Annotated in this window: 13 protein-coding genes and 1 riboswitch; of the genes, 2 read left to right on the plus strand and 11 right to left on the minus strand. The window is 74.2% G+C overall.

Features of this window, described 5'->3' with window-relative positions; all coding sequences use genetic code 11:
* On the minus strand, window positions 1-3,156 hold a 3,156-nt coding region (locus HOY81_RS21645), incomplete at its 3' end, for an FAD-binding and (Fe-S)-binding domain-containing protein (protein ID WP_237322162.1).
* Between the two features lie 111 nt (window positions 3,157-3,267).
* Window positions 3,268-4,401 (minus strand): enolase C-terminal domain-like protein, encoded by a 1,134-nt coding sequence (locus tag HOY81_RS21650; protein ID WP_237322163.1) that lies wholly within the window; start codon window positions 4,399-4,401, stop codon window positions 3,268-3,270.
* A 191-nt stretch (window positions 4,402-4,592) separates the two neighbouring features.
* Here HOY81_RS21650 and HOY81_RS21655 point away from each other — a divergent pair, with 191 nt between their 5' ends.
* Window positions 4,593-6,398: a thiamine pyrophosphate-requiring protein gene (locus tag HOY81_RS21655; RefSeq protein WP_237322164.1), complete on the plus strand. Its 1,806-nt coding sequence runs from the start codon at window positions 4,593-4,595 to the stop codon at window positions 6,396-6,398.
* Between the two features lie 102 nt (window positions 6,399-6,500).
* On the opposite strand, the gene HOY81_RS21660 is transcribed toward HOY81_RS21655, so the two are convergent.
* The 8 genes from HOY81_RS21660 to HOY81_RS21695 all read right to left on the minus strand — a co-directional run bounded on the left by HOY81_RS21660 (window position 6,501) and on the right by HOY81_RS21695 (window position 16,692).
* On the minus strand, window positions 6,501-8,357 hold the full coding sequence (locus HOY81_RS21660; protein WP_237322165.1) for a lasso peptide isopeptide bond-forming cyclase: 1,857 nt from the start codon (window positions 8,355-8,357) through the stop codon (window positions 6,501-6,503).
* 427 nt (window positions 8,358-8,784) lie between these two features.
* Entirely contained in the window at window positions 8,785-9,924 is a 1,140-nt protein-coding gene (locus tag HOY81_RS21665) for a CapA family protein (protein WP_308341154.1), read from the minus strand.
* 58 nt (window positions 9,925-9,982) lie between these two features.
* Window positions 9,983-10,654 carry a hypothetical protein gene (locus HOY81_RS21670; protein ID WP_237322166.1) on the minus strand — a complete coding sequence of 224 codons (672 nt, stop codon included), beginning with the start codon at window positions 10,652-10,654 and terminating at the stop codon, window positions 9,983-9,985.
* Window positions 10,655-10,836: 182 nt separating this feature from the next.
* On the minus strand, window positions 10,837-11,727 hold the full coding sequence (locus HOY81_RS21675) for an alpha/beta fold hydrolase (protein WP_237322167.1): 891 nt from the start codon (window positions 11,725-11,727) through the stop codon (window positions 10,837-10,839).
* 284 nt (window positions 11,728-12,011) lie between these two features.
* The gene (locus tag HOY81_RS21680) at window positions 12,012-12,812 is read right to left on the minus strand and encodes a LysM peptidoglycan-binding domain-containing protein (RefSeq protein WP_237322168.1); all 801 of its coding nucleotides are present in this window, start codon (window positions 12,810-12,812) and stop codon (window positions 12,012-12,014) included.
* Window positions 12,813-12,817: 5 nt separating this feature from the next.
* A riboswitch (cyclic di-AMP (ydaO/yuaA leader) is annotated at window positions 12,818-13,026 on the minus strand.
* Between the two features lie 423 nt (window positions 13,027-13,449).
* Window positions 13,450-15,891, minus strand: coding sequence for a SpoIIE family protein phosphatase (locus tag HOY81_RS21685; RefSeq protein WP_237322169.1), 2,442 nt, complete (start codon window positions 15,889-15,891; stop codon window positions 13,450-13,452).
* 133 nt (window positions 15,892-16,024) lie between these two features.
* Window positions 16,025-16,282, minus strand: coding sequence for a hypothetical protein (locus HOY81_RS21690; protein WP_237322170.1), 258 nt, complete (start codon window positions 16,280-16,282; stop codon window positions 16,025-16,027).
* A 128-nt stretch (window positions 16,283-16,410) separates the two neighbouring features.
* The gene (locus HOY81_RS21695) at window positions 16,411-16,692 is read right to left on the minus strand and encodes a hypothetical protein (protein ID WP_237322171.1); all 282 of its coding nucleotides are present in this window, start codon (window positions 16,690-16,692) and stop codon (window positions 16,411-16,413) included.
* A gap of 203 nt (window positions 16,693-16,895) precedes the next feature.
* On the opposite strand from HOY81_RS21695, the gene HOY81_RS21700 reads away from it, so the two are divergent.
* Window positions 16,896-17,315 (plus strand): DUF2267 domain-containing protein, encoded by a 420-nt coding sequence (locus tag HOY81_RS21700; protein WP_237322172.1) that lies wholly within the window; start codon window positions 16,896-16,898, stop codon window positions 17,313-17,315.
* Window positions 17,316-17,434: 119 nt separating this feature from the next.
* Here HOY81_RS21700 and HOY81_RS21705 read toward each other — a convergent pair whose 3' ends face one another.
* A complete protein-coding gene (locus tag HOY81_RS21705; protein WP_237322173.1) occupies window positions 17,435-18,019 on the minus strand; it encodes a hemerythrin domain-containing protein in 585 nt (194 codons plus the stop codon).
* Window positions 18,020-18,088: the final 69 nt, after the last annotated feature.

An 18,088-nucleotide genomic window follows, 5' to 3' on the forward strand; every position in this document is an offset into this window, starting at 1 on the left:
GTGTGCTCTTCCGATCTGTCCCAGGGCGGCGACCGGCGGGGCGAGCGTGGCCGCCAGCCGGGCCGCCCGGCGGGACGCCGGCGGGGCGGGCGGCTTCCGCCGCCCGGCCCGCTCCGGCCGGCCGCGCAGCCGGCTCCCGTCCCGCTCCCGGGCGAGCCGCATCACCTGGGCGACATGCAGCGCCTCCCGTCCCGTGCCGGCGTCCGCGAGCTGGGTGGAGCAGGAGAAGCCGTCGGCGACGAGCAGGGTGTCCGCACCGGCCTCGCGCACGGCGGGCAGCAGCGCCTGTTCCCCGCAGTCCATGGAGATGCCGTACTTGCCGTCCTCGAACCCCCAGGAGCCGGCGAGCCCGCAGCAGCCGCCCTGCAACGGCCGCACCTCGGCGCCCATGCGCCGCAGCAGCTCCTCCTCGGGGCTGCTGCCACCGGTGGCCCGCTGGTGGCAGTGGGTCCACAGCAGGGCCTCGCCCTCCAGGCCCTCCAGCCGGGGCACCTCGATCCCGAAGGTCTGGAAGAACTCGGGGAAGTGGTAGCTGTTGCGGGCAAGACGGCGGGCGTCGTCGTCGTGCGGCAGCAGCTTGGTCAGCTCGTCCCTGAAGACCGCCAGGCAGCTCGGCTCCATGCCGACGACCGGGGTGTCCGCGCGGATCTCCTCCCGCAGCGTCTCCAGCACGTGCCGGAGATAGCGCTCGGCAGGGCCGAGGAAGCCGTAGTCGTACAGCGGCCGGCCGCAGCAGACGTGGGTGTCCGGCATGATCACCCGCCACCCCGCGGCCTCGATCGCCTCCACGCTCGCCACCCCGACGTCGGCGGCGAAGTGGTTGTGGAAGGTGTCCGGGAAGAGCACCACCGGCCGGCCGTACGGGTTGGCGGTGCCGCCGCGACGGCGGAACCACTCCTGCACCGTCATCGGCGCGAACCGCGGCAGCGGCCGGCGCCGGTCGATGCCGCCGGCCAGCTTGGCCAGCCGGGACGCACCGGGCAGGTGGGTGGCGAGGTTGACGGCCTCCGGCGTACGGGCCGCCAGCCGGGAGACCTGGTCGATGAAGCCGAAGGCGTAGGCGTGCCGGGGGCGCCAGCGGCGGGCGGACTTGTAGTGGTGGTGCAGGAACTCGGCCTTGTAGGTGGGCATGTCGACGTTGACCGGGCAGTCGCTGGTGCAGCCCTTGCAGGCCAGGCAGAGGTCGAGGGACTCGGCCACCTCGCGGGACTGCCATCCGTCGGTGATCACGTCGCCCTGGAGCATCTCGTAGAGCAGCCGGGCGCGGCCGCGGGTGGTGTGCTTCTCCTCCCGGGTGACCTGGTAGCTGGGGCACATGGTGTGCTGGGCCTCCGGCACCCGGCAGGCGCCGATGCCGACACACCGCAGCGTGGCGTGGGCGAAGTCGCCGTCGTCCTCCGGGTAGGCGAAGACGGTGTGGTCGCGCGGCGGGTTGTAGTCGGGGCCGAGGCGCAGGTCCTCGTCCAGCCGGTAGGCGTCGACGACCTTGCCCGGGTTCATCTTCGCCGCCGGGTCCCAGATCAGCTTGAACTCGCGCATGGCCTGCACCAGCTCCGGGCCGTACTGCCGGTCCAGCAGCTCGCCGCGCTGCTGGCCGTCGCCGTGCTCCCCGGAGAGCGAGCCGCCGTAGGACACCACGAGGTCCGCGGCCTGCTCCAGGAACGCGCGGTAGGTGGCGACCCCCTCCCTGCTGCGCAGGTCGAAGTTGATCCGGCTGTGCACGCAGCCCTGCGCGAAGTGCCCGTACATGGCGCCGGCGAGGCCGTGGTGGTCCATCAGCCGGCGCAGGTCGCGCAGATAGTCGCCGAGCCGCGCGGGCGGCACGGCGGAGTCCTCCCAGCCGGGCCAGTTGTCGCCGCTGCCCGGCGGGAAGGCCGTGCCGCCGAGACCGCCCTCCCGGATCTCCCACAGCAGGTCGCTGTGCCCCCCGCGCTGCGGGCTGCGCAGCACCGACACCCGGTCGCCGGCGAAGCCCTTCTCCTCCCGGAGCCACCCGGCGAAGCGCTCGGCCGTCCGCTCGGACTCCTCGTGGCGGTCTGCCCCGAACTGCACCATCAGCCAGGCCCCGCCGCCGGGACGCGGGAGCTCGGCGATGCCCTTGAGGTGCATCTGCTGCACCTCCTGGTCGTGGATGAGCGTGTCGTCCAGGGCTTCCAGGGCGATCGGCCGCCACCGTTCGGTGATCTCCTGGCAGTCGTCCGCGGCCTCGGCGATGTCGTCGTACTCCAGCACCACGAGGGTGCGGCAGAGCATCGCGGGGGTCAGCTTGAGCTGGGCCTGGAGCACGGTGACGCAGGTGCTCTCGGTGCCCACCAGGGCGCGGGCCACGTTGAAGCCGCGTTCCGGCAGCAGTTCGTCGAGGTTGAAGCCGGAGACCCGCCGCGGTACCTCGGTGACCGGCCGGAAGCCCTCCCGGACGGCGTCCGCGTACCGGTCGCGGAGGTCCCGGAGGGCCGCGTAGATCTCGCCCTTGCGCCCGCCCGCACGGATGATCTCCTCCAGGCGGTGTTCCTCGTTCACCCCCACCCAGAAGCGCTCCCCGTCGTAGGTCACGACCTCCATGGCCTCCACGTTGTCCGAGGTGCGGGGGCCGGGTCCGTAGAGCTGGGACTGGACCGAGTGCATGCCGCAGGAGTTGTTGCCGATGTTGCCGCCGATGACGCAGCGGGAGTGTGTGGAGGGGTCGGGCCCGAAGACGAGTCCGTGCTCGCCGGTGTGCCGGTTCACCTCCTCGTTGATGGCCCCCGGCTCGCAGGTCACCAGGCGGGCTCCGGAATCCGTCTCGCCCACGCCGGTGAGGTACTTGGAGTGGTCGATGACGACGGCGTAGTTGACCGTCTCCCCGGAGAGGCTGGTGCCCCCGCCCCTGCTGAGCACGGGGGCGCCGTACTCGTGACAGATCCGGTGGGTGGCGACCACGTCCTCCAGGGTGCGCGGGACGACGACGCCGACGGGCGGCTGCCGGAAGTTGGACGCGTCGTTGGCGTAGAGGGCGCGGGCCCCGGCGTCGAACCGGACCTCGCCCGCCACGGCTTTCTGCAGCGCCCGGGCGAGTCTGCCCACGGCGAGCGTCTGCCGGGCGCGGGGCGGCCCCTCGACGGAGGGGTCCGTCTTCACCGGCACGTCCTGCGTCGCGTTCTTCGGCGTCTCTGGCATGGGCCTCGTCCTGTCCTGGTCCTGTCCTGGTCCTGCGGGGCTGGAACGGTGTACGCGTCGGGGCACGGGCGGGCGCCGGCCGCACGCGGTCTGTGCGGCAGGGACCGCCGCTCAGCGCGGCGGCGGGCGGCCGTGCACCCGGTAGGGCTCGGCGTCGGCCCACCGCACCGACAGGCCCAGCCCGGGGCGGTCCGGATCCGGGCGCAGCACGCCGCCGGCAGGACGCACCGTGCCGTCGAAGAGCAGGCCCTCCAGCCGGACGTGGTCGTGGAAGTACTCCAGATGGCGCAGTCGCTTCACCGCGCAGAAGGCGTGGGCCGAGGCTGCCGGGGCGCAGTGCGCCGACAGATCGATGCGGTGGGAGGCCGCGAGGCCGGCCACCTGCAGCACCCCGGTGACCCCGCCGCAGCGGGTGACGTCCGCCTGCAGGCAGTCCACCGCGCGGGAGTCCAGCAGGCCGGCGAAGTCCCCGATCTCGTAGCCGTACTCGCCGGCGGCCACCTCCAGGCCCGGGGGTCCCTGGTCGCGGATCAGCCGCAGCCCGGCCGTGTCGTCGGAACTGACCGGTTCCTCCAGCCACCGCACGTCCCACTCGTCCGCCATCCGGTGGGCCCAGTACAGGGCCTGCTTGCGGGCCGGCGCGCCGTTGGCGTCGGCGAGCAGTTCCACCTCCGGGCCGATCGTCTCCCGCACCGCCGTGAGCCGCTCCGGGTCCTCCTCCGGGCGGCGGGAGGTCTTCAGCTTCACCCGGGGGATGCCCTGCTCGACCCATCCCGCGAGCTGCTCGGTCAGCCGCCCGAGCGGGTAGTTGGTGAAGCCGCCGCTGCCGTAGACCGGCACCGCGTCGTGGTGCGAGGGCAGGGCGCGGAAGAGGGGCACCCCCAGCAGCCGCGCCTTGAGGTCCCACAGCGCGATGTCGACGGCGGAGGCTCCCATCGCCCCCACGCCGGGCCGGCCCGCGTTACGCAGAGCGGCGAACATGCGCTCCCACGCGGCCCCCGGCGCCAGGGCGTCGCCGCCGACGACCACGGAGGCGAGCTTGGACTCCACCAGGACGGCCGTGGAGACGTCACCGTAGGTGTAGCCGAACCCGGTGGCGCCGTCGGCCTCCGCCTCGACCAGGATCATCGTGGTCGAGTTCCACCGGAGGGTGCCGTCCTCCTCCTCGCCGCCGGGTCCGTCCGTGGGCACCGTGAAGGCGTGCACCCGCAGGCCGTCGACCGTGACGTCGCTCTCGCTTGCCATCCGCTGGACCTCGCTCACCCGTTCCCTCGTCGCCGCGGCCGCCTCCGGCCGCGCACCGCGAGTAACCCGGGGCCGCGGCCCTCAACCTCCGAGGTACGCGGCTTTCCCCGGCGTCCTCCGGTTTACGGCGCGGGTACGCGGAAACTCGCGGCGTTCGGCGGGGGCTCCGACCAGCGTCAGTGGGAAGGATCATGGGACAGCAAGTAGCCGACTACGTTCTCGGACGACTGCGCGAATGGGACGTGCACCGGGTCTACGGTTACCCGGGTGACGGCATCAACGGCCTGGTCGGGGCATTCGACCGTGCCAAGGGCGACCCGGAGTTCATCCAGACCCGGCACGAGGAGATGGCCGCGTTCATGGCCTGCGGGCACGCCAAGTTCACCGGTGAGGTCGGCTGCTGCACGGCCACCTCCGGACCGGGCGCGATTCACCTGCTGAACGGGCTGTACGACGCCAAGCTCGACCACCAGCCCGTGGTCGCCATCGTGGGCCAGCAGAAGCGCCTCGCCCAGGGCACCCACTACCAGCAGGAAGTGAACCTCGAACAGCTCTTCTCCGACGTGTCCGAGTACTGCCAGGTGTGCATGCATCCCGGGCAGGTCCGGCACGTCATCGACCGCGCCTTCAAGACGGCGCTGACCATGCGCAGCGTGGCCACCATCATCATCCCGGAGGACATCCAGGAGTCCGAGGCCATGCCGTCGCCGCCGAAGGCGCACGGTTCGGTCTACTCCAGCGTCGGCTGGAGCCGGCCACGGATGCTGCCGGACCCGGACGAGCTCACCAAGGCGGCGCAGATCCTCAACGAGGGCAAGAAGGTCGCCATCATGATCGGCCAGGGCGCCGCGCAGGCGGAGCAGGAGGTGGTCGAGACCGCCGAGATCCTCGGTGCGGGCGTGGCCAAGGCGCTGCTCGGCCGGGAGGTCGTGCCGGACGACCTGCCGTTCGTGACCGGACCGGTCGGTCTGCTGGGGTCGCGGGCCAGCGACGAGATGCTGATGAACTGCGACACGCTGTTCATGATCGGCACCAGCTTCCCGTACGCCGAATGGCTGCCGGACGAGGGCTCCTGCCGCGGTGTCGAGATCGACATCGACGGCCGCATGATCGGCATCCGCTACCCGATGGACGCCCATGTGGTCGGGGACGCCAAGGAGTCGCTGAAGGCGCTGATTCCCCTGCTGCGCCGGAAGGAGGACCGCTCCTGGCGCAAGGAGATCGAGGAGAACGTCCGCTCCTGGAACAAGGTGCTGGAGAAGCGGGCCGGGCAGCACTTCGGCGGGAAGATCAACCCGCAGGCGGTGGCCCAGGAGCTCTCGCCGCGGCTCCCGGAGCGCGCGATCCTCACCGCGGACTCGGGCTCGGCCACCAACTGGTGGGCGCGGCACATCAAGCTGCACAAGGGCATGCAGGCCTCGCTCTCCGGCACGCTGGCGACGATGGGCCCGGGAGTGCCGTACGCCATCGCGGCGCGGTTCGCCTACCCGGACCGGCCGGTGATCGCCTTCGTCGGCGACGGCGCCTTCCAGATGAACGGCATGAACGAGATGATCACGGTCAAGCGGTATGCCGACCGCATGGCCGGGTCGCCGCCGCTGATCTTCTGCGTCTTCAACAACCAGGACCTCAACCAGGTGACCTGGGAGCAGCGGGCGATGGGCGGCGACCCGAAGTTCGAGGGCTCGCAGTACATTCCCGACTTCCCGTACGCCAAGTACGCCGAACTGGCCGGGCTGAAGGGCATCTACTGCGACAAGCCGGGCAAGATCGACGACGCCTGGGAGGAGGCCCTGCGCAGCGACCGTCCGGTGGTCCTGGAGTTCGTGGTCGACAACGAGATCGCGCCCATCCCGCCGCACATCAAGAAGCAGCAGGCCAAGAAGGCCGTCAAGGCCGGCATCAAGGACCCGGAGCGGACGGGCATCGCCGCCAAGGGCTTCCGGCAGAAGCTCACCGACATCTACGAGCACATGCCCGGACGCAAGCAGGACTGAGCCGCACCGGCTCCCCCGGGGCCCGGGCCGCCATGGCCCGGGCCCTTGCCGTGCCCGCGGGCGTCCCGGGCCACGCGGGGTGCTGCCCCCGTGCCGGGTGCGCTACGGCACGGCCGGGGCGGCGGCCTCGGTGGCCCGGGTCAGGCCCCGGAGCCACACCTCGCAGGCCAGCGCCGCGTCGAGGACCGCGTCCCGCGGACGGGGCACGGCCGGCCGGCAGGCCGGTCCGCGCAGCGCCGCACCGTCCACCAGGCCGAGTCGCTCCAGCCGGGAGTCCTCCCAGAGGGCCGGGAGCTCCCCAGGATGCTCCCGTGGACCCCCGGAGGCGTGCAGAGAGGCCTTGGCCTTGTTGGCCCGGCGCAGGCAGGCCTCGGGCACCACGTCGCGCATGGCGGCGGTCAGCAGCGGCTTGTAGCTCCAGGGGGTGACGCGATCCTCGGGCCGGACGGCCAGGCAGGCCTCGATGACCCGGTCGTCGAAGAAGGGCGAGGCCATCGGCACCCCCGCGCGGGCGGCCATGCGGTCCCACTGCCGCACCACCCGGGTGCAGGACCGGATGCGTTCCAGGTCGGCGTGGAGGCCGCGGTCCGGGTGCAGCGGCTCGGCGCTCGCGGCGGCCTCGCGCAGGGCGTGCCGGACGGCGTGCTCCGCGTCGGCGGTGACACCGGGCCAGAGCCGGGGCCCCACACCCCACCCCAGGGCGGAGCTCACCGGGGACGGTGCCGGGTCACGCAGCCGCCGGGCGGCGTCCCCCAGCCACTTCGGGTACGGCCGGGAGTCGGCGAGCGCCCGGGCGGTACCGGCGAGCGGCCACTGCCACAGGGCGCGGAACCCGCGGAGCTGACGCAGGGCGAGGACGGGACGGTGGCGCAGCAGCCCGTGGTAATAGGCCTCGCAGCACCGGCTGACGTGGTCGCCGCCGAGGCCCGTCAGATGCAGCCGGCTGCCGCGCTGCCGGAGCGCGGGCAGTGGATGCAGCAGCCGGTCGCGGTCGAGCAGACCGGCCGTCGGCTCGTCCAGCAGGTCGTCGGCGCCGAGCAGGCCGGCGAGGGCGGGCGGCGGGGCGCCGGTGTCCCACACCAGGTGCTCGGCGTCGGGCAGGAAGCAGGCCGCCTGCCGGGCCCAGTGCAGTTCGCTGTCGGCCGGGTCGTGCCCGGGGCGGGTCCCGGCGAGCAGCCGCGCCGGGGAGCCGGCCGCCAGGAAGCAGACCGAGGTGGAGTCCAGCCCGCCGGAGAGGTCGCAGCTCACGACGCCGCCGGAGCGGGTGCGGAGCCCGACGGCGGCGGTGAGCGCGTCCCGGACGGCCGGGGCGCCCTCCTCCAGCGAACGGACCGGCTCCGGCGGGTGCCACCACCGGGAGCGCCGGACGCTCCGTCCGTCCGCCTCGACCAGCAGCGCCTCCTCCGGGGCCACGGGCGTCACCTCGCGCCACAGCGGCAGCCCCGCGAGGGGGTGCGGCACCGGCCAGAGCAGCCGGAGTGCGAGCCGCTCGGGGTCCGGGTCCGCGGCGAGCGCGGCCGCCAGCACGTCTGCGCTGGTGGCGGCCACCTGGATGCCGTCGACGGACGCGTGGAAGACCAGCCGGAGCCCGGAGGCGGTGCCCTGCACCCGGAGCCGCCCGTCGAGCACCGCCGCCAGGTGGAAGCTGCCGGGGAGTTCGCGGGCGAGGGCGTCCAGCTCGGCGAGGTCCCGGAGGCGCTCCGCGCGGCGCCGCAGCCATCCGGTGTCGCACGGGTGGGTGCCGACCACGGCGAGTGCGGCGCGGCCCGCCCGTGCGGTGCGGAGCTCGTCGTCGTGCCAGTGCCCGGTGAGCCAGGGCCGGCCGGACGGGTGCGTCAGCGTACGGGTGCCGGGGCCGCGGAACGAGCGGGCCACGGCGACCGCGTCCGCGCGGTCCGGGAAGACCGCGAAATGCGCGTCCCCGGGCCCGGCGCGCGCGCTCACGTGCGTGGCGGACATGGCCGTGGGAGGTGCCGCGGCGCCTCGCCGGACGTCCTCATCATGCCTCCCCAGGTGGTCGGGCGGCGCCCCTTCCCCGGAATTCCCCCGGAATTACCCCGCACTTGCCGAATGCCGCCCGGCCCCTGGCCGGACGGCCCGCAGGACGCATGACCACGGTATCCGAGCGGCACGAACACGCAAGAGGCAAATCGTAATTCATATTTCCCGATGAACGGCACGGAAAGGCGTGCGCTGCTGCGCGCCGTGCGGCACGCCTTTCCGCGTGCTCTTCTGCGCGTTCTTCTGCGGGCTTCTCCACGGGCTTCTCTGCGGGCGTTCTGCGGGCGTTCTGCGGGCCTTCTGCGGGCCTTCTGTGCTCGCCTTCGCGTCTCCCGCCCGGAATCACCGTGGCGGACAGGCATACTGAATGACGGTCAGCCGTGCCTCATCCGGGCGCCCGCGCGGCGCCCTCCTCGCGGCCGGCGAGGACGAGCGGACCGCCGGGCTCCCGCGCGATCCGGACGCCGAAGCCGCGGCCCACCCGGTCGAGGGTCGCGGCCAGCCAGTCCGCGTCCTCCTCCGGCGCGGCCTCCAGCCGGAGCCGCCGGGCCCGCAGCGGCACCATGCGCAGCCCGGTGAGGGCACCGCCGTCCCGCTCGCCGTCCGCGGACAGCGACACCAGGTAGAGCAGCCGCAGGTCGTCCCGGAACCGCTCGTGGCCGCCGATGCCCTCGTAGTCGTCGACGAAGTCGCCGCAGCCGTAGAGCACCAGCCGGCCGCGGTGCACCTCCAGCGGCCGCGGGTGGTGGGAGGAGTGCCCGTGCACCAGGTCGGCCCCGCCGTCGATCAGGGCGTGCGCGAACCGCACGTGCGCTTCCGGGACGTCGTACCCCCAGTTGGATCCCCAGTGGACGGAGACCACCGCCACGTCGCCGGGGCGCTTCGCCCGGCGCACCCGGCCGGCCACGGCCTCCGCGGCCTCCGGGGTGGGGCCGGGCAGCAGCGCGACGCCCGGCCGCCCCTCCCCTGCCGCCCAGCCGGGCGGGATGCCGCTGCACGGCATCCCGCAGGAGAAGACCAGCACCCGCCCGGCGCCGCCGTGCACCGGGATCGCGGCGGGCCGCCAGGCCGCGGCGGCGTCCCGCCCGGCGCCCGCGGCCGTGAGTCCCGCGCCGGCCAGGGCGTCCAGCGTCCCGGCGAGTCCCCGGCGCCCGAAGTCCAGCACATGGTTGTTGGCCAGGGCGCAGACGTCCGGCCGGGCCGCGGCCAGGCAGGGCAGATTGGCCGGGGACATCCGGTAGTGCACGGCCTTCCGCGGCGCGAAGTCGTCGCTGCGGGTGACACTCGTCTCCAGGTTCACCACCCGGACGTCCGGGGCGTGCTCCGCGAGCGCCCGCAGTGCCTCGCCCCAGGGCCAGGAGGGGCCTGCCGGCCGCGGCACGGGGCCGTGCGCCTCCTCGGCGAGCCGCACATAGGACCGGGCGTCCTGCAGATGGCTCTCGCGCAGCTCCGGGTCGCCGGGGTGCTCCAGGATCTGGTCGACGCCCCGGCCGAGCATCACGTCTCCGCACAGGGCGAGGGTGATCCCGCTCCGTGCGTCCGCGCCGGCCGCGCCGGTGCCGTGGCCCCGCCGGGCGGCCGGGTCAGGCACGCCGGGCGGCCCGGTCCCGTACCTCCGCGTAGCCGTCCTCCTCGTGCCGTACCCGGAGCAGGGCGTCGGTCAGCCGCACGAACTCCCGGTCGTCCCGCGCCAGCGACCGCAGCGACCGGGTGTCCTCACCGAGTCCCAGCCGGCCGGCCGCGTCGAGCACCGCCTTGTCGGCGCACGGGCTCAGCTCGGGCCACACCGGCTGGGCCTCCCTGCAGAACGCGTCGACGATGCCGGAACCCACCTCGGCGAAGTGCCCGAGCAGCTCGCGTTCGCGCTCCGGGTCCCGCCCGGCGTCCTCGCGCAGCCCGCCCAGGTCGCCGCCGTGATCGTCCAGCAGATGCAGCGCGGCATCGGTGAGGGCGGTGGAGATCCGCCCGGCGTCGCCCTCGGGGTAGCCGGCGTCCCGGAGCGCCCGGGTGATCTGCCCGGGCCCGGCGTGGCGGACGTGACCCGCCGTGGACCAGCGGTTGTCGCGCAGTGTCACGAAGGTGCGCACGGCCGTGCCGGGATCGGCCCGCCCGTCGGTGAGCGCGGCCAGCTCCAGGAGCTGGAACAGGTGGTGCGGCTCCCCGTCGAGCTGGATCTCCGCCTCCTCGGCGAGGCTGCGGTGGCCGTACCGGTCGAGCAGCTCCGCCGCGAGGTCCTTCCGCGTCGCGTCGGTCATCGTCTCTCACCTCCCGCCTCGCGGGTTCCCGGTCTGCGCCTCCTCACGCCCGGCACGCCCGGCACGCCCGGCCCGGCGGCGCCTGCGGCCGCGCGGGACCGCCCGTCCGCAGGCGCGCGGGAGGGCGTCAGGGCGTGCCGTCGCCCGGCACCTCGCGGGACGGTCCGGCACCGTCTCGGCGGTCAGGCGCGGCCCCCGGACCGCTGCGGCAGGACCGTGCCGGTGGTCCGGTTCCCGGTGACGAAGGCGGCGAGGCGCTCTGCGGTCTCCACCGGCCGCTCCAGGCCCAGCATGTGGCCGGCGCCCGCGATCAGCCCGAAGTCGGCGTCCATGGCGCCGGCCAGCCGCCGCCCGCCGCGAGGCGGGGTGAAGGTGTCCTGCTCGCCGTTGAGCACCAGTACCGGCAGGGGCAGCGGGCGCCAGGCGGGCCGGAAGTCGAGCAGCCGGAGCGTGCCCTCGATGTAGTTGCCGAGCGCCCGCGGGGTCAGTCCGTGCAGCTGGCTGCGCAGCACCCGGGCGATCGCGGTGCGGCGGCGGTCCGCGGCGCAGGCCGACGGCGGCAGATAGAGGTCCACGACCGTGCCGACGAAGGTGTCCACGTCTCCCCGCCGCAGCGCGTGGACGGCGTGTTCGAAGGCCGCCCGCGCCTCGTCGGTGAGCCCGTCCTGCAGGGAGGCCAGGCCGAGGCGGGCGACCCGGTCGGGGTGGCGCGCGGCGAAGGTGTAGGCGGTGATGCCGCCGTAGCAGGCGCCGATCACGTTGGCCCGGTGGATCCCCGCGTGGTCCAGCGCGACGGCGAGCGCGTCGCTCAGGAAGCCGAAGTCGTACCGGGCGGGCAGCACCGGCGAGTCGCCCCAGCCGGGCAGGTCGATGGTGAGCACGTCCGCCACCGCGTGGAAGGTCGGCTCGGTGGGCGCCCAGGCGTACTTGTCCTGGAGCGCCCCGCCGAGCAGCACCAACGGCTCGGTGCGGGCGTGCGGTTGCCGCAGCAGGCGGTACGAGCAGGGGAACCCGCCGACGGTCACGGTCCCGGCCTCCTCCGTGCTCGCCGGCCGGGTCTGGATCATGGGCATGGCTGCTCCTCACCTCGTCGGTACGGGCGCGGCGTACGCCGCGGGCGGCGGATGCACCGGACGGCGGCACGGCACGCCGCGGTCGGGCGCCGGGCGGCGCGGTCGCACCGGGCCCTCACGTCACGCAACTGTAGGACTTCGCAGCGTCACCGTGGGTGCACCGGGGGCCGCCCGGGCCGGAAGAGCACGCGGAAGAGTCCCGGGAACCCCCGGCGTGGACGCCCGAAGGCCCCCCGCGCCGTGCGCGAGGGGCCTCCGAGGGCAGCGACCCGTGAGAGGGAGACTCAGTAGGGGCCGTTGACGTTGTCGATCGAACCGTAGCGGTCGGCCGCGTAGTTGCAGGCCGCGACGATGTTGGCCACCGGGTCGTACTGGCTGTCGACGGTGCCCGGCACGTGGTAGGCGTCGAAGGTCGGCTTGATCACCTGGAGCAGGCCGATGGACGGCGTGCCGTTCTGGGCGTTGATGTCCCAGTTGTTGATGGCGTTCGGGTCGCCGCCGGACTCCCGGATGATGTTCCGGTGGATGCCCTCGTACGTCCCCGGGATGCCGTGCTGCTTCATGATGGACAGCGCCTCGCGGATCCAGCCGTCCAGGTTGTCCGGGTACGACTGGGTCGCGGCCTCGGCGGAGGTCTGCTGCTTCTCCGCCGGCTGCGCCTCCTCGGCGGCACCCTGCTCGGTGCGGTCACCGCTCCGGGAGGCCTGGGGGGCCTCCAGCGTGAGGCGCTGACCCGGGAGGATCAGGTCCGGGTCGTCGCCGACCGTCTCGCGGTTGGCCTGGTAGAGGCTCTTCCAACCGCCGTCGACGTCATGGGCGGTGGCGATGCCGTACAGCGTGTCGCCGCTGACGACGGTGTAGCGGTCCGCGGAGTTCTCCCCGGACTTCTGCTGCTGCACGGACTTCTGGGTCTGCGGCGATTCCGCGGCCGTGTGCACGGCGGAAACGGGAGCGGCGTGCGCGTTTCCGGCCAGCAGCAGCGGCGCGGCGATACCGGCGCCGCCGGCGGTCAGTGCGACCGAAAGGCGGGAGACGCGACGGGGAATGAGCGATATGCGCGGGCGGCGGTGGCGACCACGAGACATGGGGGGTGTGTCCTCTCCTACGCCTGCGAGGTGAGCTGTCGGATTCGGGCGAGAGTTGCCCGGCCATGTCCCGCCGCGCCGAGGCGCGTTGAGGCATGGCTTCACCCCTAGCCGGCCGCGGGTGCGGCACGGCGCAAACCTGGTTCCCCCGCTCCTGCCGTCACGACTGCTGCCTTTCCCCCGACCGGGCGGCAGGATTCGGCGTCCCGGCGGTGGGTCCTCCACCAGGGGGGCGGAGGCCAGGACACGAAAACACAACCGATTGCCGGAGACAAGGTGACGCAGGACCGGCACGAGGCGGTTCCCGGGAACGCCCGGGGAATTCGGCGACGGTACGCACCGGATCTTTTTCCGAGCGTGATTCCGCGGAACTCTCCGGCTTTCTCAAAACAAGCCCGGGCCGGGGAAGTTGACAGAGCGCAACCACAACGTCGGGCCGCGCGCGGCAACGACGGAAACGGACGTGTGACGCTCGGCACACCACCCCGCCACGCGTTCTTTATATCGCCCTATTCGTGGCGTTCAAGGTATATACGGCGCGAGGTCTGATTCATCGCCAGAACGGGGAGGTCGCCATGCCGCCTCTCCCGGCGCGGCACGCGACGGAAGACCGGCTTGACCGATTTCCCCGACGTGGTCAGGGTTTGGGCGGAAGCGGCTGCTCCGCCCAGATCACCTTGCCCGCGGAGGTGTAGCGGGTGCCCCAGCGCTGAGTGAGCTGGGCGACCAGGAAGAGACCGCGGCCGCCCTCGTCCTCGCTCTCCGCATGCCGCAGGTGCGGCGAGGTGTGCCCGGTGTCGGAGACCTCGCAGATGAGGGTGCGGTCGCGGATGAGCCGGAGATGGATGGGCCCGCCGGCGTACCGGATGGCGTTGGTCACCAGTTCGCTGACCACCAGCTCGGTGCCGAACTCGAGCTCGTCCAGCCCCCAGTCGTGCAGCCGCCCGCCCACCTCGGTCCGTACGTCCGAGACCGCCGCCGGGTCCGCGGCGATCTCCCACGCCGCGACCTGGTCGGAGTTCAGCGCCCGGGTGCGGACCAGCAGCAGGGCGGCGTCGTCGGTCGTGCTGCCGGAGGGCAGCACGCCGAGGACCCGGTCGCACAGCTCCTCCAGCCCGCGCCGGTGCCCGGAGAGCACGTCGCGCAGCCGGTACAGCCCCTCCCCCACATCCAGGTCCCGCGCCTCCACCAGGCCGTCGGTGAACAGGGCGAGGAGGCTGCCCTCCGGCAACTCGATCTCGGCGCTCTCGAAGGGCAGACCCCCGGTCCCCAGCGGCGGTCCGGCGGGCAGCTCCGGGAAGGCCACCCCGCCGTCCGCCCCGACGACCGCGGGCAGCGGGTGCCCCGCCCGCGCGAGCACGCACCGCTGGGACACGGGATCGTAGACGGCGTAGAGACAGGTCACTCCCAGAGCTGCGTCGTCGGGCGCGGGCTCCGGGCCGGGATCGACCAGGGCGCGCTCCTCGTCGGTCTGCGTGACCAGGTCGTCCAGCCGGGACAGCAGCTCGTCCGGAGCCAGGTCGAGCTGGGCCAGCGCCCGGACGGTGGTGCGTAGCCGGCCCATGGTCGCCGCGGCCCGCAGCCCGTGCCCGACGACGTCGCCGACGACCAGGCCGACCCGGGTGCCGGAGAGCGGGATCACGTCGAACCAGTCGCCGCCCACTCCCACCCGGCTGTCGGCCGGCAGATAGCGGTAGGCCGTCTCGACGGCGGTCTGCGGCGGGAGGCTGCGCGGCAGCAGGCTGCGCTGCAACGTGAGGGCGGCGGTGTGCTCGGTGGCGTAGCGCCACGCGTTGTCGACGGAGACCGCGGTGCGCCTCACGAGCTCGTCGGCGAGGGCGAGTTCGTCGCTGTCGAAGGGGTCGTGCCGGTCGCCGCGCAGGAAGGTGACCACGCCCATCGCGGCGCCCCGGGCCCGTACCGGCACCGCCAGGGTGCGCAGGACCGCGGCCGGGCCGCCCGGCTCCTCGTCCGGGGCGGGCTCCAGCACGGGGCCGCCGGCCGCGAGGCTGCGGGCCTGCGGCGACTCCCCGGGGTAGCGCGGGTGCCGGCCGACCGGAGTCTCCGGCAGCACCGTGACGGCCTCCCCGGCACCGGGTGCGGCCCGGGAGGCCACCCGGACCAGCGGGCGCGACCGCGGGGCGGAGGAACCGCTCTCGCCGCCCTCCAGCACGTCCGGGAAGAGGTCGACGAAGGCGGCCTCGGCGAACTGCGGCACCGCCACCTCGGCCAGTTCCTCGGCGGTCCGGTACAGGTCCAGCGTGGTGCCTATGTGCTCCCCCGCCCGCACCAGAAGCTGGAGCCGCTGCTGCGCACGGTAGCGCTCGGTGATGTCGTACGACTCCTCGCAGACCCCGAGCGGTTCCCCGCCGGGCCCGAGCAGGCGGTAGTACGAGTACGACCAGATGCGGTCGTGTGCCGGGTCCTCGGGCGGACGGCCGCGGTAGTGCAGCTCCACCACCGGAGCACCGGTCTCCAGCACCCCCTGCACCAGCTCCCGCAGGTTGCCCGCCGAGCTGCCGGCGATGATCTGCCCGCCGGGCACCAGCTCGTCCGGGCCGCACCCGACGTAGTTCTCGGGGGGTCCGGCGAGCTCCCGCTTGCAGGTGGCGTTCGCCCACCGCACCCGGAGATCGGTGCCGTAGACGGTCAGGCCGATCGGGGACTGGTCCAGCAGGGCGCGGAGCATCGCCTGGTGGATCTCCCACTCGCGTACCTCGGTGACCCGGGCCGCGAGCAGCACGCTGACCGGCCCGCGCGGGCTCGGCGACAGGAAGGAGCGGGTCACCGCCACCCGGACCGGGTGCCCGTCCCGGTGCCGCAGGTCGATGTCCTCGCCGCGGCCGTCCGGGCCCCCGTCGCCGCCGAGCGGCCCGGCACCGTCGAGCCGGGCCGGGACGGCCAGCAGGCGGTGCAGGGGCGTGCCCAGGACCTCCTCGGCCGGGTAGCCGAGCAGCTCCTCGGCGCGCGGGCTCCAGCCGAGGACGACGTCCCGGGCGTCGAGCACCGCGGTCGCCGCCTTCGTGAGGTCGAGGGGCCCGCGGAGGTCGCCGCCCTCGGCCGTGTCCCAGGTAGTCACCGCGCATCACCCTCGCTGAGCCCAGCATCCGTCCCGGCGGGCGCACACGCAAACGCGCCGCGCGGCCGGACGGACACGCGGCGCGGTGGCCCCGGGAGAGCCGGTGACCGCCGCGCCGGGCCGGCCCTGCGGGTCACCGGCCCCCGGCGTCGGTCCCGTCGCCTCCCCGGCGCCCGTCGTCGGCGTGCTCCTCCTCACCGTCCTCCCGCGCGCTCCGCAGCTCGTCGAGCCCCGCGGCCTGGCGCTGGGCCGGCCGGCTCGGGGTGAGGGTGTCGCCCGCCTCGCTCTCGTGCGCGGCGGCCTCCTCGTCGGTGACGTCGGTGGCGGCCTCGCGGAGCTCGTTCTCCAGCTCCTCCGAGGCCGAGGGCGCGTACTTCTCGGGGTCCGGCATGACCTGCGGTCCTCCTTCCGGGATGCTTCGCGTCCGGCGTACTGCCGGCGTGGCCGGCGTGCTGCCGCGGGAGGGAACTGCCACGGGGTGCGGCGGCCCGGGACCTCGCCGGGCCGCGGGCACCGGGCTCAGTCCTCCCGTGTGTCCTCCTCGTCCTCGCCGGTCCGGGTGCCGGGCGGCGCCCGGGTGCCGGCTTCGGGCGGGTGCCCGTAACCGGGCGGCGGGTCCACCTTCTCCGGGGGCCGCCAGGGGCCCCGCTCGACGGTCTCGCCCGGTTCCAGGCCCTCCACGGGCCCCTCGGCGATCTCGGGCTGCTGCACGTCGCTGCCCGCGACGTTGGGCGTGCCGCCCTTGCCCCGCCGGCTGGGCCGCGGACCCTCGTGGCCCTCCCGGTCCTCGTCCTGGGTCATGGGCTCTCTCCCTCCTTCGCGACCTCGGCGGGTACCCGTGGCGCGATGCGCGACACGACCGTCCGGGGGCCATCCGGCGCCCTGTCCCCGGTTTCCTCCGGTGGGGCGGCGGAAACCCGGGGCGCAAGCCCCGGTAAGGCCGCCCGCGGAGGCGGCCGTACCGGCCGGCCGCACAGGCAGCAGACACGGAGAAGGTGACACCCATGCAGCACGACGAGTTCATCGGCCAGGTGCAGGCGCGGGCTCACCTCGACAGCCGCGGAGCGGCCGAGGGAGCGACCCGTGCCACGCTGGAGACGCTGGCGGAGCGGATCCAGGCCACGCAGGCGGAGAACCTGGCCGACCAGCTTCCGACGGAGATCGGCGAGAACCTGCGGCGGGTCGCCCTCGCCCCCGACGAGCCGGTCACCGGAGCGCGGATGAGCCGGCAGGAGTTCTTCGACCGGGTGGCGCAGCGCGGCGGCCTGGACGGGCCGCAGGCCGTGCACGCCGCCCGCTGCGTGATGGAGGTGGTCGACGAGGCCACCACGGGCGACTTCGCCGGCAAGGTGCGCAGCTCGCTGGACGAGGAGCTCGCGGAGGTGCTGCTCTCCGGCAGCACCGGCAAGGCGGGCCGGGGCTGACCGCCCGGCGCCGCGCGCCGCGCCCCGCTCCGGAGGGCCCGGAGCGGGGCGCGAGACGTTGCGGGAGCACCGCGTGCTCCCCGTGACCGGCGTCCCGACCCCGGGAGGCGGTCCGCCGGTCAGCCGCCGCGACGGTGCTGGAGCTTGTCGCGGGTCCGGTCCACCACGGACGCGAACGGGCCCACCGCCCACTGGGCGGCCGGGCGCCCGGCCGTACCCGGGTGCGGGTGCGTCGGCGCGAAACGCTCCACGGACTGCAGCCGCCGCCCCATGTGCCGCAGCTCGTCCGGGGTCCGGGAGGAGTGCACGTACGGGAACTCCTCACGCTCCTCGTGCTCGGCGTGGTCGGACACCGAGCGCTCGAACTCCTCCAGCAGGCTGTCGAACTCGGAACTGGAGACGTCCATCTTCTCCAGTCGCGCCAGCACCTTGTTGGCCTCTTCCTCCTCGTGGTTGCGCGCCTCGGCCTCCTCCCGGCCCGCCGCCTCCTTGGCGACGGGGCGCAGGATCATCTCCTCGGCGGTCTCGTGCACCGCGAGCAGCGCTCGCAGCTCGTCGAACGCCTGCTGCTTGTGCTCTCCTTCGGCGGTCTTGACGTCCGCGAAGAGATCGCGGATCCGGGCGTGCTGCGACAGCAGGATGCCGATGACGTCGTCCTCGGGAAGCTGTGCCGCGCGCTCGCGCTCTGCCCTGGCCTCGCTCACCGCAGGCTCCTTTCCGCCCGTCGCGGGCCGTTCCGCCCGTTCCGGGCCGTTCCGTACGTGCTGGGACGC

Origin of the sequence: Streptomyces sp. JJ36 (assembly GCF_021696945.1) — a bacterium.
Classification (GTDB): Bacteria; Actinomycetota; Actinomycetes; order Streptomycetales; family Streptomycetaceae; genus Streptomyces.